General features: G+C 64.1%; 12 protein-coding genes and 1 pseudogene. 8 read left to right on the top strand and 5 right to left on the bottom strand.

Going from position 1 to position 13,635, the window contains the following annotated elements; translation table 11 throughout:
- Positions 1–34 precede the first annotated feature (34 nt).
- Entirely contained in the window at positions 35–625 is a 591-nt protein-coding gene (locus tag ABD283_RS09115; protein ID WP_344224676.1) for a GtrA family protein, read from the bottom strand.
- A 228-nt stretch (positions 626–853) separates the two neighbouring features.
- On the opposite strand from ABD283_RS09115, the pseudogene ABD283_RS09110 reads away from it, so the two are divergent.
- From ABD283_RS09110 to ABD283_RS09090, 5 genes and pseudogenes are all read left to right on the top strand, one after another.
- A pseudogene (locus ABD283_RS09110) lies at positions 854–1,963 on the top strand (5-(carboxyamino)imidazole ribonucleotide synthase); the annotation flags it as partial.
- Positions 1,964–2,035: 72 nt separating this feature from the next.
- Entirely contained in the window at positions 2,036–2,575 is a 540-nt protein-coding gene (purE, locus tag ABD283_RS09105) for a 5-(carboxyamino)imidazole ribonucleotide mutase (RefSeq protein WP_344224712.1), read from the top strand.
- Between the two features lie 149 nt (positions 2,576–2,724).
- On the top strand, positions 2,725–4,371 hold the full coding sequence (locus tag ABD283_RS09100) for an LCP family glycopolymer transferase (RefSeq protein WP_344224675.1): 1,647 nt from the start codon (positions 2,725–2,727) through the stop codon (positions 4,369–4,371).
- 53 nt (positions 4,372–4,424) lie between these two features.
- Positions 4,425–5,408, top strand: a complete 984-nt coding sequence (locus ABD283_RS09095; protein ID WP_344224674.1) for a lipid II:glycine glycyltransferase FemX — start codon at positions 4,425–4,427, stop codon at positions 5,406–5,408.
- Positions 5,405–6,157 (top strand): SDR family NAD(P)-dependent oxidoreductase, encoded by a 753-nt coding sequence (locus tag ABD283_RS09090; RefSeq protein WP_344224673.1) that lies wholly within the window; start codon positions 5,405–5,407, stop codon positions 6,155–6,157. Before ABD283_RS09095 ends, ABD283_RS09090 begins: the two co-directional genes overlap by 4 nt.
- A 163-nt stretch (positions 6,158–6,320) precedes the next feature.
- Here ABD283_RS09090 and ABD283_RS09085 read toward each other — a convergent pair whose 3' ends face one another.
- Positions 6,321–7,739 carry a hypothetical protein gene (locus ABD283_RS09085; protein ID WP_344224672.1) on the bottom strand — a complete coding sequence of 473 codons (1,419 nt, stop codon included), beginning with the start codon at positions 7,737–7,739 and terminating at the stop codon, positions 6,321–6,323.
- A gap of 135 nt (positions 7,740–7,874) precedes the next feature.
- Positions 7,875–8,888 carry a class II fructose-bisphosphatase gene (glpX, locus tag ABD283_RS09080; RefSeq protein WP_344224671.1) on the bottom strand — a complete coding sequence of 338 codons (1,014 nt, stop codon included), beginning with the start codon at positions 8,886–8,888 and terminating at the stop codon, positions 7,875–7,877.
- A gap of 144 nt (positions 8,889–9,032) precedes the next feature.
- Here glpX and ABD283_RS09075 point away from each other — a divergent pair, with 144 nt between their 5' ends.
- The 3 genes from ABD283_RS09075 (at position 9,033) to ABD283_RS09065 (ending at position 11,918) form a co-directional block, all read left to right on the top strand.
- Positions 9,033–9,674, top strand: a complete 642-nt coding sequence (locus tag ABD283_RS09075; RefSeq protein ID WP_344224670.1) for a DUF4245 domain-containing protein — start codon at positions 9,033–9,035, stop codon at positions 9,672–9,674.
- 73 nt (positions 9,675–9,747) lie between these two features.
- The gene (locus ABD283_RS09070; protein WP_344224669.1) at positions 9,748–10,422 is read left to right on the top strand and encodes a carbonic anhydrase; all 675 of its coding nucleotides are present in this window, start codon (positions 9,748–9,750) and stop codon (positions 10,420–10,422) included.
- Between the two features lie 89 nt (positions 10,423–10,511).
- On the top strand, positions 10,512–11,918 hold the full coding sequence (locus tag ABD283_RS09065; RefSeq protein ID WP_344224668.1) for a class II fumarate hydratase: 1,407 nt from the start codon (positions 10,512–10,514) through the stop codon (positions 11,916–11,918).
- Between the two features lie 81 nt (positions 11,919–11,999).
- Here the strand turns inward: ABD283_RS09065 and ABD283_RS09060 are convergent, their stop codons facing one another.
- Both ABD283_RS09060 and ABD283_RS09055 read right to left on the bottom strand, forming a co-directional pair.
- The gene (locus ABD283_RS09060) at positions 12,000–12,257 is read right to left on the bottom strand and encodes a hypothetical protein (RefSeq protein ID WP_344224666.1); all 258 of its coding nucleotides are present in this window, start codon (positions 12,255–12,257) and stop codon (positions 12,000–12,002) included.
- Between the two features lie 22 nt (positions 12,258–12,279).
- Complete coding sequence (locus ABD283_RS09055; RefSeq protein WP_344224665.1) at positions 12,280–13,530, bottom strand: C45 family autoproteolytic acyltransferase/hydrolase; 1,251 nt, start codon at positions 13,528–13,530, stop codon at positions 12,280–12,282.
- Positions 13,531–13,635 lie beyond the last annotated feature (105 nt).

The following is a 13,635-nucleotide window of genomic DNA, read 5'->3' as shown; positions in this document are numbered from 1 at the left end:
GGTCGTGTGACCCCGTAGATCGACCGGAGCAGACTCAGCCCTGGCTGTGCGGAGAGTCGGGATCGGTGCGGGACCTCGTTGTGGCGTCCGATTCCGCCCGAGCGGTCTCTTCCTTGCGCTGAACCACGGGAATCTGACCCGTAATGAACGCGAACTCCTCTTCGCGGCTGCCCGCGAAATCCGGATCATCATCGAGCTCCTGGCGGAACACCCAGAATCGATACGCGAAGTAGCGGAAAATGGTGCCCAGGATGGTGCCGATAATCGTGCCGGAAATGAAGGATGCCGTGGCCGACTGCAGGCCCAGGATGTAGTAGCTGAAGAACAAGCAACCCATCTCGATAGCCAGACCAATGCCGTTGGCGACCAAGAACTGCACCAGCTCGCGGCGCTTGTTCTCCTGGCGCTTCTCACGGAAGGTCCACAAGCGATTGGCGATCCATGAGAAAAGAATGGCGACCACGGTGGCCACGAACTTGGCCTTGATGTGACTGTCTTCGAACCACGGGGTGTGCATCAGGATCCACGTGAGCGACGCATTGATAACGAACGCCAGGGCGCCCACCACGCCGAACTTCATCAGCTCTTTGACGAACAGGTGCCACAGCGCGTCGGCGCGTTCCATGATGCGATTCACGTATAGTTCTCGGTTTCCGTAGCTCGGGGAAGTCACGCGCGCACTGGGTCTTGCACGCTCATGGGCGATCCGCAGATGTGCGTGATCTACCCGCATATTGAGGTGCATCCTACTCCTAAATAGCTGGTGGCCCGCTGTGGCGATACCCTGGGGAGCGTGAGTTTCCCCATTACAGGTCCTGTCATTGGTGTTGTCGGAGGCGGCCAGCTGGCCCGCATGATGGCACCCGCCGCTACCGAGCTGGGCGTGGAGTTGCGCGTCCTGGCCGAAGGCCCGGATGTTTCGGCCGTTGCCGCCGTCCGTACCGCCCCGGTTGGGGACTACAACGATTTAGATGCCCTGCGACAGTTCGCAGCCGAGGTGGATGTGGTCACCTTCGACCACGAGCACGTGCCCACTGAGCACCTGCGGGCCCTCCAAGAAGCCGGGGTCTCGGTGCAACCGGGCCCGGATGCGCTGGTGAACGCGCAGGACAAGCTGGTCATGCGTCAGGCCGTGGAAAGGCTCGGACTGCCCAACCCGCAGTGGGCCCAGGTGCGCTCCGTCGATGAATTGCTGGCTTTCGGTGAGACCGCGGGCTGGCCCCTGATTCTCAAGACGCCGCGCGGCGGCTACGACGGCAAGGGCGTGTTGAAGCTCGACGACGCCCAGGCCGTTCACGAGGACCCCGTTCCGGCGTGGTTTGCCCAAGCTTCCGAGGACGGACTGTTGGCCGAGGAGGCCGTCCCGTTCACACGAGAGCTCTCCGCTCTGGTGGCGCGCACGCCGTCCGGTGAGACCAAGGCGTGGCCCGTGGTGGAGTCCGTACAGGTCAACGGTGTGTGCGATGAAGTGATTGCTCCGGCACCCGGATTGGACCCGGACGTGGCCGCGGCGGCGTCGGCAGCGGCTATCATGCTGGCTCAGGAACTGGGTGTCACCGGTGTCATGGCCGCTGAACTGTTCGAGATCCCCGGCCACGGTGCCGGATTTGCCGTGAACGAGCTGGCCATGCGCCCGCACAACTCCGGGCACTGGACCATGGACGGCTCTGTCACCAGCCAATTCGAACAACACCTGCGCGCGGTCTTGGACTGGCCGCTGGGCGCTACGGAGCTCAATGCGGACGTGGCCGTGATGAAGAACTTCCTGGGCGGCGACAACCAGGACCTCTTCGCCGCCTACCCCGCCGCCATGGCAGCCGAACCACGCGCCAAGATCCATAACTACGGCAAGTCGGTGCGTCCGGGACGCAAAATCGGCCACGTGAACGTGGTCGGCTCCGCGGATGAGACGGCAGAACTGCGCCGTATCGCCACACGTGCCGCGGGGATCATTCGCGACGGCGAGGACCGCTCGGAGGAGCCCACCCACATTCGTTCCGAGGGCAAGGCCCTCCCCACGTGGGGAGCCACTCCCATGTCCCAGGCCCAGGCCCCGGTGGTGGGTTTGGTCATGGGGTCGGACTCGGACTGGTCGACCATGCACCTGGCCGCGGAAGCCCTGGAAGAACTGGGGATTCCGTACGAAGCAGACGTGGTCTCTGCCCACCGCATGCCGCACGAGATGCTCGAATACGGTCAGACCGCCCACGAACGCGGACTGCGCGTGATCATTGCAGGAGCCGGCGGCGCGGCACACCTACCGGGCATGCTGGCCTCGGTCACGCCCCTGCCGGTGATCGGTGTGCCGGTCCAGCTCAAGACCCTGGACGGCTTGGACTCACTGCTGTCGATCGTGCAGATGCCCGCGGGTGTCCCCGTTGCCACGGTGTCGATCGGCGGCGCACGCAACGCCGGTCTGTTGGCCGCCCGTGTGCTGGCCTCTGCAACGGACACTTCCGCAGCACACCTGCGAGATAATCTTCAGAGCTTTGCGCGGGAACTGTCGGAGACAGCTCACCGCAAGGGCCAGGCACTACGCGACACCGTGCTGCGAGGTGCCAGCACCCAGGAGTAGCAGTACCGCGACCGGTCAATTTTCGGCCGGGATTCAGCCAGGACCGGCACAATGACCGCTGTGCGTCGTGACTTGTCTCAGAGAGGTTCCCAGAATCATCTGATTGAGCCGACCGCAACACCGCCTTCCCCATCAGCACGGAGTTGCACGTGAACGGATCATCCTCCAGCGATGTAGGGGGTACCCCCTACCCGCCCTCGGTCGGGACCTCTCACCCGGAAGAGGTTGAAGCAGAAGAAACCTTCTACGGTGCTTCCGCGAGTCGCAATCCGGGCAGTGGCCCTCGCAAGAAACGGTCCAACGTGGCTGATCCGCTGATCAACCCCAAGTTCGCGGCACCGGCCGATCGCACCAAGCGCGCGTGGTGGCTGCTGGGTGCCACGGCGCTGGTTCCGGGTTCGGCCCAGTTGGTCGCGGGACGCAAAGGTCTTGGACGCCTGGCACTGCGGGTGACCGTGACCGTGTGGGCGCTCATTCTCTTCGCCGCCGTGCTGTGGCTCGTCTGGAAGACAGCCCTGATCTGGCTACTGACCAACTCGATCACCTCGTGGATCCTGATGTTCGGTCTCCTGGCCCTCGCCCTCGGGTGGGTGTTCCTGTGGTTCGACACGCTCCGCTTGATCAGACCGGGGCTACTGACCGACAAGGTACGCCGCGCCGTGGTGATCGTGACCGTGCTGGCCATGCTCATCACCGGCGGCGGCTTGGCCTACGCCGCTCACCTGGTTTCCGTAGCTCGAGGCGCGGTGTCCAATATCTTTGCCGGCGGTTTGCCGTTCGCCCCGGATAACGGGCGCTACAACATCCTGCTCATGGGCGGTGACGCCGGAGACGACCGCGAAGGCCGCCGCCCTGATTCCATGACCGTGCTCAGCGTGGACGCGGATTCAGGGCGCACAGTGACCGTCTCCCTCCCCCGCAACCTGCAGAACGTGCCGTTCCCGGACGACTCTCCGATGAACGACGTGTATCCCAGAGGGTTCAGCTGCGGCGACGAGTGCATCATGAACGCGATCTACACGGATGTGATGCAGAATCACCAGGACCGTTACCCGGACGTGGCCGACCCCGGCGCAGAGGCGACCAAGGACGCCGCCGAGGGTGTGACCGGTCTGGAGATTCACGGCTATGTGCTGATCGACATGGACGGTTTCGAATCTCTGGTCGATGCCTTGGGCGGCATCACCCTGGACGTGGGTGGACGCGTTCCCATGGGCGGTGGCACCAACATGAACACCGGCCTGCCCAACCCGATTCTGGGGTGGATCGAACCCGGGGTACAGCACATGGACGGCCACCACGCCCTCTGGTACGCCCGTTCTCGTGAGGGGGCCACGGATTACGACCGGCAGGCCCGCCAACGTTGCGTGCAGGCCGCGATGCTCAAGCAGCTCAATCCCGTCAACGTGGCCACCAAGTTCGAGGACCTCGCCAATTCGGGTGAGGAAATCATCGAAACGGACATTCCGCAGTCCTCGATCGGTTCGCTGGTCAACGTGGCCATGAAGGCTAAGAACCACGAGCTCGAGTCCTACGCGGTGGGCCCGCCCTTCTACGACCAGTCCTTCCCCACATACCCGGATTTCGAGCTCTTCCAGTCAGATCTCCAGGGCGTGCTCGACAGGGCCACCGACGACGGCGCTGACGCAGCGGCGTCGTCGAACGTGCCGGCGCGTGGCGTGGCCGGGGCGCCGGGCGGAGTGGGCGTGGGCATGTCGGTTCCCGTGCCGGCCTCCCCCGCAATGGTGACCACTGCCGAGGAGCTGTCTCCCAACGGCACCTGTTCCGTGCCGTGACCGAATCCGCGCTGCGCGTTCTGACCTGAGCCGCAGGTCGGTACAGTGGACGCGTGGCAAATATCCTGCAGTCCCAGGAATGGGCAGACTTTCAGCGAAGCATCGGACACCAGGTCGTTCAGGCATCCGGCGACGGATGGCGCTACCTGGCCACGGTCGAGGGCGGGCGCACCGGGCGGTACCTGTACTGCCCGTACGGTCCCGAGGCGGATTCCCCTCAGGCTTTCGACGCCGCCCTGGCCGACCTCACGCGCGTGGCCAAGGAGCACAAGTGCTGGTTCGTGCGCGTGGAACCGGCCAACGCGAATTTCGTGGATGGGCTGGAGACCGAAAAGTCCTCGCTGCGCCGCCGCGGCATGAAGGTGGCCCCGCGCCAAGTTCAGCCCTCTCATACGCAACTCATCGATCTCAGCAAGGATGAGAAAGAGCTGCTCAAGGACATGAAGTCCACCAACCGGAATCTGTACCGGAACATTTACAAGAAGGGCGTGGTTATTGAGCGCTCGTCCAACCCGGAGGACGTCAACTACCTCTTGAAGTTCCTGGACGACACCGCCAAGCGCAAGGACTTCAATCGCCAGCATGACGATTATCTGCGCGCCGTGGCCCGCTCGCTCATGCCGGCCGGTGCCGCCGCCATGTACCTCGCCAAGCTCGAGGACGAACCCATTGCAGCCTCACTCGTGTACGACTCCGCGGATACCCGGACCTACGCCCACGCGGCCATGGATCAGCGCCACCGCAAGTTGTCCGCGGGCATCCCCCTGGTGGTCACCATGATCATGGACGCCAAGGAGAAGGGGCTCGCGTGGTTCGACCTGTTCGGCACCGCACCGGAGGGTGCCGGGCCCCAGCACGAGTGGTACGGATTCACGTCCTTCAAGAAGTCCTTCGGCGGCTCCCCTGTATCTTTCGCCGGCACGTGGGACCTACCTGTGTCCACCGGTGGTTACGCCGCCTACACCGGTGTGCGCCACGCCCGAGAAGCGGCCATCAAGGCTCGGAAGAAAATCCGCGAGCGTAACATCGGGGCATGACTAAAACTGCTCTGATCACCGGTGCCACCGGAGGAATTGGCCGCGCCTTCACCGCTGAATTGCACCGGCGCGGTTACCAGGTGATCATCACGGGTCGGAGCACCGAGAAGTTGACCGAGCTGTCGCAAACTGTCACTGACGGTGCAGCCCAGATTGTCGCCGCAGATCTCGGGACGCAGACGGGCATCGAGACACTCGTGGATGTCATTCGTTCCAACCCGTTGGACATCCTGGTCAATAACGCCGGATTCGGTACGCACGGAGCTTTTAGTGACCTGGACATCGACCGTGAACTCGAACAGGCCACCGTCAACATGACCGCGCTGATGGCGTCGACGCACGAGGCCCTGCAGTCCATGACCGCGCGGCGCACCGGTGCAATCGTCAACATCGCGTCCGTGGCCGGATTCCAACCCCTGCCCTACATGGCCACTTACGGCGCCAGCAAGGCGTTCGTGGACAAATTCTCGCTGGCCGTGGGCGCCGAGGCCCGCAAGTCCGGTGTACTGGTCACCAGTGTGAACCCCGGCCCCGTGGACACCGATTTCTTTGACGTGGTCGGATCGGATGCCGTGAATCTCGGCCGCGCCCTCTCCCCGGAGCAAATCGTGGCTTTCGCCATGACCGCCGTGGACAAGCACCGTTCCCGCGTAGTGGCTCCCCGCGCTTTCCGGGCCATGGAAGCCCTCACCCGTGTACTGCCCGCGCCGTGGGTAACCAGGGCGGCCGCGATCGTCGCCGGGCGCTAGGTCGATGCCGCGCTCACCGCGCGTGAGGTTGCGTTAGAACCCATGGTTACGCCTGAGGTGCCATTAGAACCATGCACGCTGGCCAAAAGGGTCCTGACGGCCCCTGAGATGTTCCCGATGGCCCTATCGACCCGTCAAGTGTCTCGTCCCAGGGTGGCGAGTATTACCAGCGCGCGGCGTCGCGGATGGCTGCGGCACCCTCATCCACAACTCGACGTGCAAAACCGCGGACCTTGCCGCGCTCTGCAGGAGTGGTGCCGTTGGAATCGGTACCGGCGTCGGCGTCGTCCTTTTTCATGAAGGACGGGCGCGTGGGCACGGACACCTTGGGGGCCGAGACCTTGAGCAGGCCCCGAGATTTCTTCTTCTTTTGAGCGGGCTGCTCGCCAGTGTCAGCAGAAGCCTTCGTCTGGGCAGCTGCGGGTTTGGCCGACGTCGGTTGCTTCTTTTGCTGGGGTGCGGCGGGCTGGCGTGCGAGGTCCGGATCGGCGTCGACGGCACTATTGGCCTCTTGGGCCGCGAGGGAACCGGTCTCGGGCGCGACGGGATCACCGTCGCGAGCGGGCTGCGCGGACAGTACCTTGAAGCGGCGCTTCTTCTTGGGTGGGCGCTCCCCGAAAATCTTGTGCCGAGTCTTCTCTGCGCGACCAGCCAACTGATAGGCGCTGACCAGCGGGTATTCCCAGACGCCCAGAACTTCGCGCTGCTCTTCAGCGAGCTCACGCAGTACCACGGACGCGTTCTCGGAATCCGGGTCGCCTGCCACCACGTTGTGAACGCGGCGCTGCTGAAGCTGGACCAGGCCGGTGAGTAGCAGGGCATCGTCCACGCCCAGTTGCCGAGCGCGGTCGGTGAACCCCACGCGGTACAGCATCGCGGACTCGCCGGTGTGAACGAACCATAGATAACCCAGAGCGGTTTCCTGCTCGCCCTCGGCCTGTTCGGTGGCCACGAGGAACACGGAATCCTGGCCCACAGCCTTGAGCAGATCGTCGATGTGTGCGGTGCGCAGACCCACGTTGGCCAGGCTCTGGGTGTTGGCGGAAACGCGGCGCACCTTGACACCGGCTACCTTCAGGCCCGCACGGCAGCGTTCGAGAGTGCCGCTGGACAGTCGCTTCGACAGGTCGCTCTCTGTTTCGCCCAAGCGCACGATCAGTTCGCGCGGGCCGGCCTCGCCCTTGCGGATCTTGTCACGACGGCGATAACCCGCCTCTTCGAGATCGGACAACAACTGCGGGTTGACGGCGGTATCGGGGCTCAAACGCAGTACGGCGCCGCTGTGCTTTTCGCGGGCGTAACCCTGCAGGGCGCCGAGGACCTTGACCAGTTCATGGGGGCTCTTCACATGCAGTGATCGAGCGTCCACCACGGTGTGCTTGTCTTCGGGGTAGATCAGGAGCTGGCCGTAACCGATGGTTTGATTGGCGCGGTTGATCATCACGCGCTCCACGCTGATCTGCTCATCCGTGAGGGCTTCGGCTTCACCGATGCCCCACAGCAGCTGGGGATTCCCGCCGGTCACGCGAACCCTGGCGTCCCACGTTTTCCGGTTGTCACACGGGTTCACGCTCAATGACACGGTGCGTCCTTTCATCAGTCCCCAGCAAACCGTCATACAGCTTAGCTGCGGACAGCACTCGCGCGTGACCACCCGGTGGGGCAATCACGCGCGAGTTCTCGTTTACTCCGAAGAGATCAGTAGGGCAGCGGCGAATCAGCTGTTGCCACGCTCGTACTTCTCCCACTTCTTGGCCACGTGCTCGGCCTCGACCATGCGTACGGTGCCGGACTTTGAACGCATCACGATCGACTGGGTGGTGATCTGGGGACCGCGGTAACGAACTCCGCGCAGCAGGTCACCATCCGTGATGCCGGTGGCTGCGAAGAAGCAGTTGTCCGAGGTAACCAGTTCATTGGTGGTCAAGATGCGGTCAACATCCAGCCCGGCCTCAGCGGCCTTTTCGCGTTCGGCCTCATCGGTGGGTGCCAGACGCCCCTGGATCACACCGCCGGTGGCCTTCACGGCGCACGCGGTCACGATGCCTTCCGGCGTTCCGCCGATGCCCATCATCACGTCCACGCCGGTTCCCTCGCGGCACGCGGCAATGGCGCCGGCGACGTCGCCGTCGAGAATCATGCGCGTACGCGCACCGGTCGCGCGGATTTCCTCCACGAGGCCCTGGTGGCGGGGGCGGTCCAGCACGCAGACGGTGAGCTGGTTGGTTTTCACGCCACGAGCCTTGGCCACGAGGTGCAGGTTCTGCTTGACGGGCAGACGCAGGTCCACCATGTCAGCGGCCTCGGGGCCAACCACGAGCTTGTCCATGTAGAACACGGCGGAGGGGTCGAACATCGAACCGCCATCGGCCACGGCGATCACGGCCAGGGCGTTGTTCATGCCCAGTGCGGTGAGTCGGGTTCCGTCAATGGGGTCCACGGCCACGTCCGAGGCGGGGCCGCTGCCGTCGCCCACCTGTTCGCCGTTGTAGAGCATGGGGGCTTCGTCTTTTTCGCCCTCGCCGATCACCACGGTTCCGTTGAAGCTCACCGTGGACAGGAACGAACGCATGGCGTCCACTGCCGCGCCGTCCGCACGGTTCTTGTCGCCCGCGCCGACCCAGTGACCGCCGGCGATTGCGGCAGCCTCCGTAACGCGGACCAGTTCCAGGGCCAGATTTCGGTCCGCCGCGTTACCTGAAGCGCTACCTGCGGTTGTTTGAGTCGCCATGTTCCTCACCTTCGAGTCAGCTGCGCTCGTGTGTCTCGCGACGCACGTTTTCGCGGGCGAGCACACAAGCCTTGCGTGCGTTTCCAGCATATCCCCGGCTTTGTCCGATTGGGCGGGTATGTCACGGCACGGCACAATAGAGGGGTGAGTGATTCAGCTACGACGCCGCCCCGCAAGCCTGACGAGTCTCAGGTCACCTCCGCTACCCCGGAGGAAGGCGCCCCGCTGCCCCAAATCACCACCAAGCAAGCGGCCAAGATCAACGCGCCCATCCGCGGCATGGTCATCTCCATGGCGGTCTTGCTCATGTTGATCCTGCCGTTCCTGTGGCTGGCGCCCAAGCCTGACGCCCAGCCCTACCGCGCTGATGTGAATGTTTCCGAGGAAGCCGGCTTCGTTGCCGAGCAGGCGGAGTTCACCCCCGCGGCACCCGAGCTCGGCGAAAATTGGACCGCTAACTACGCCCGCTGGGAGGCCAACTCTCAGGACGGCGTTCCCACGTGGAGTGTCGGATACCTCTCCCCCGACTACCGGTTGGTCGAAATGGTGCAGACCGCCGAGTCCAACCCCACGTGGTTGGCTCAGCGCACCGAGTTGATCCCCGTGACTGATCAGAAGGATCTGGGCGGAATCTCCTGGGACATCCACCACCGCGACCCGTCAGGCAAACAAGAAGAATTCACCGCCTGGGTAGGCACGCTCGACGACTCCACCGTGATCCTCACCGGAAAGGCCACCGAGGGCGAGTTCGAGCACGTCGCTAAGACGCTGGCCGAAGGGCGCTGAGGTTTAAGCTAGGAACGCGCCACCGGGGCACGCTCCCGTGACGCACCAACCGTGAGTCGAACCGGGAGCCACCGTGAGCGAAAAGATCCAGCCAAAGATCAGTGACGCAGATAAGCCGACCAGCACGCCCAAGACACCGCAGGATGCTTGGCAGCGTTTGAAGGACGGCAATGATCGATTCATCGCCGGTGAGACCCTGCATCCTCATCAGGATGCACAGCGTCGTAAGGAACTGGAGCACAAGCAGAAGCCGTTCGCGGTGATCTTCGGTTGCTCGGACTCGCGCCTGGCTGCCGAAATCATTTTCGACCTGGGCTTGGGTGACGCCTTCGTAATCCGCACGGCCGGGCAGGTCATCGACAACGCTGTGCTGGGAACCCTGGAGTACGCCATCGATGTACTGGGTACTCCCCTGATCATGGTGCTCGGCCATGACTCGTGCGGCGCCGTGACCGCGACCAAGAACGCCGTCGACTCCGGCGAACTCCCGCGCGGCTTCCAGCGCGACCTGGTGGAGCGCATCACGCCGTCGGTCCTGGAATCCAAGCGCCAGGGCCTGAACTCCGTGCACGAAATGGTCATCGAACACACCAAGCAGACCGCGGCACGCATGTTGGACCAGTCCCGCTCGATCGCCGCCGCCGTCTCCAAGGGCGACGCCGCGGTAATTGGCGTGTTCTACCACCTGGACGCGGGTAAGGCCGAGCTCGTCTACGGCCACGGCCCGTGGTTCCCTGAGCGCGACTGACAGCACCAATAGAACTATGAGGTGGCGGTGGCGTGTCACGGCACGCCACCGACAGCCCGGCCCCGATCCGAGCGCATAAGCTAGGGATCATGGCAGAAAATACTGAGTACCGCATCGAACACGACACCATGGGTGAGGTCCGCGTTCCCAAGAACGCCCTGTACCGTGCCCAGACCCAGCGTGCAGTGCAAAACTTCCCGATCTCCGGCTCCACCCTGGAGCGCCAGCACATCAAGGCGCTTGCTCAGGTGAAGAAGGCCGCAGCCACCGCCAACGAGGAACTGGGTGTCCTGGATGCCCAGCGTGCCCAGGCCATTCGCGACGCCGCCGACGCCGTCGCCTCGGGTGACTACGACGACAACTTCCCCATCGACGTGTTCCAGACCGGTTCCGGCACCTCGTCGAACATGAACACCAACGAGGTCCTGGCCACGCTGGCCACCCGTTCACTGGAGTCTGAGGGCGTGGAGGTCCACCCCAACGACCATGTGAACGCCTCGCAGTCCTCCAACGACGTGTTCCCCACGTCCGTGCACGTGGCCGTGACCAACGCGCTGATCAACGATCTCAAGCCCGCTATGGACGTGCTCGCCACGTCCCTGGAGAAGAAAGCTGAAGAGTTCAAGAACATCGTGAAGTCCGGCCGTACCCACTTGATGGACGCCACCCCGGTGACCCTGGGTCAGGAGTTCGGCGGTTACGCCGCGCAGGTTCGCTACGGCATCGAGCGCATCGACGCTTCCCTGCCCCGCGTGGCTGAGGTTCCTCTGGGCGGCACCGCCGTGGGCACCGGCATCAACACCCCGGACGGTTTCTCCGCCCGTGTGATCGAGCTGCTGGCGGAGGAAACCGGCCTGCCGATCACCGAGGCCCGCAACCACTTCGAGGCGCAGGCCAACCGTGATGGTCTGGTCGAGGCTTCCGGGCAGCTGCGCAACATCGCGTACTCCTACATGAAGTTCATGAACGACATCCGCTGGATGGGTTCCGGCCCCAACACCGGTCTGGGCGAACTGCACATCCCCGATCTGCAGCCGGGTTCGTCCATCATGCCGGGCAAGGTCAACCCCGTGATCTGCGAGGCCGCCATCCAGGTCTCCGCACAGGTCATCGGCAACGACACCACCGTGGCACTGTCCTCCACCAACGGCGCCTTCGAGCTCAACGTGGGTATCCCCGTCATGGCCGCGAATCTGCTCGAGTCCATCCGCCTGATCGCCAACATCTCCCGCGTTGCCGCGGAGAAGATGATTGACGGCCTGGTCGCCAACGAGGAACGCTGCACCTTCCTCGCGGAGGCTTCCCCCTCCATCGTGACCCCGCTCAACAAGGCCATCGGCTACGAGGCCGCAGCCAAGATCGCCAAGCACGCCGTGACCAATAAGGTGACGGTCCGCGAGGCCACCATTGAGCTCGGCTACGTTGACGGTGACAAGCTCACCGAGGAGCAGCTGGACAAGGCTCTGGACGTCACCACGATGACCGGTAACTACTGAGCAAGTAGCCAATTACCGGCTCACAGCTAAAACTTCGGCCCCGCACGATCCGTGCGGGGCCGAAGCATTTTAAAGGTTAGGTCAGGCTTTCCAGCGGGACCAGGCCGCTTGCCGGGAGGTTCCGGCCGCACCGGCCACGGCCGTCCACGACGACGCCGCCGCCACGTTGCGGGCGCTGATCCCCAGGGACTCACCCACGGTTCCGCTCAGTCGCAGCAAAGCTTGGAATGCTTCCGGGTCACCGCTGGCGGCGAGTTGGCGCACTGCTTCCATGGCTGCGCTCTCCAACCGGGCCACGGGTGCCGGTCCGCCACTGGGTTCAGGAATCTCTGTACTCACGAGTCCATCATGGCACCGAGGATCAGCGGCCCACCAGTACGACGTCCAGGGAGTCGTCCGCGTCCTCGAAGCCACGCTTCCAGGACACACCCGGCCAGCGGTACTCAACGTGCCCCTCGTCCGGGCGGTAGTGAGCGGTGAACAGAGTGCCGAAGCCGCCGGAGAAGTTGTCCTGATACAACGGATCGGTCAGGAACTGATCGCGCATCTCATCCGCGGTGATCTCGGTGTCCACGGTGCGGTCCAAGTGCTCGAGACGTTCCTTGGAGAAGAACTGCGCGGCCTTGGCCGGGTACTCGGGCTCCTTGCCGCGGTGGTTGGTCGCGGTGCAGGCGTCGAAGAACTCGGCCTGCTGGCCGGGAGCTACGAACGCGGTGAACTTGTTACCTGAGGTGTCCACCACAGTGATGTTGTAGGACATGGACACCGGCAGATCCCGCAGCCGCTCGCGTGCCTGTTCCGCGGTTTCGGCCACTTCCAGCAGGTAGCGGATCACGATCGGGATTGCGAAGCCCGGGCCCGATCCGGGGCGGCCACCGAACGTCAGGGACACGGCCAGACCGGCGTCGTTCATGCCGTCCAGCAGACCCCACAGGCAGTCACCGGTGCCGATGACCTTGCGCCCGGTGAACTCGCTGGAGTAGACCGTGGCCTCCCACAGGCTGGGGACATAGTCGTAGTTGCGGGTCAGCGAGGTCTCCTCGCCGGTGAGCGCTGCCTGCGAGCAAGCCGGTGCGAATGCGGGAAATTTCCACATGGTCAGGAAGCGTGCCGCGACATCGTCATTGCCGGTCAGCTCCACGAGCTTGCGCCACGTGGGCATCAGCTCGGGCATGTACTTCTCGAGCATCCCGCGGGCCTCTTCCAACTCGGGTCGCGCGTCCGGACCGGACTGGTAGAAGGCGCGGTAGGCCGGCCAGGTCGCGTCGAACAAGGCCTTCCATCGCGGACCCGGCTGGGGCTCGCGGATACCGAACACGGTCACGGGGAATTCGCGCTGGGCAGACCACGACGACGCCACGGCGCCGTAGTTCTCGCCGTTGGTCTCCGTTTCTGTGGCCCGGGTAGCGGTTGCGGTGGAGGTGCCACGAGCCGGGCGGGTGGCGCCACCGGCAAAGTCAATGGTGGGTGCTGTGCGGTAGAAATCGACCCAGTTGATCCGAGGTGAAGCGGTCTCGGCCCAGTTGACGGCGGCCCAGTCAATGGCCGCCCAGTCGATGTCGGTCCAGTGAGCATGGGTACGGGGTGCGGTGGTTTTCTGTTCGCAAGTCATGTGTCAAGGAAACATTGACAAGGGGTGGTCTGTCAAGTTTTTCTTGACGCCGGGTTCATGTGATTCACCTCACGACTCACGGTCTCGCGCCTCACAAACCCCTCC

It is taken from the genome of Kocuria atrinae, from assembly GCF_039531425.1.
In the GTDB taxonomy this organism is placed as follows: Bacteria; Actinomycetota; Actinomycetes; order Actinomycetales; family Micrococcaceae; genus Kocuria; species Kocuria atrinae.
The sequence above is the reverse complement of the archived record's forward strand: the minus strand, read 5'-3'. Positions and strand labels throughout refer to the sequence as shown.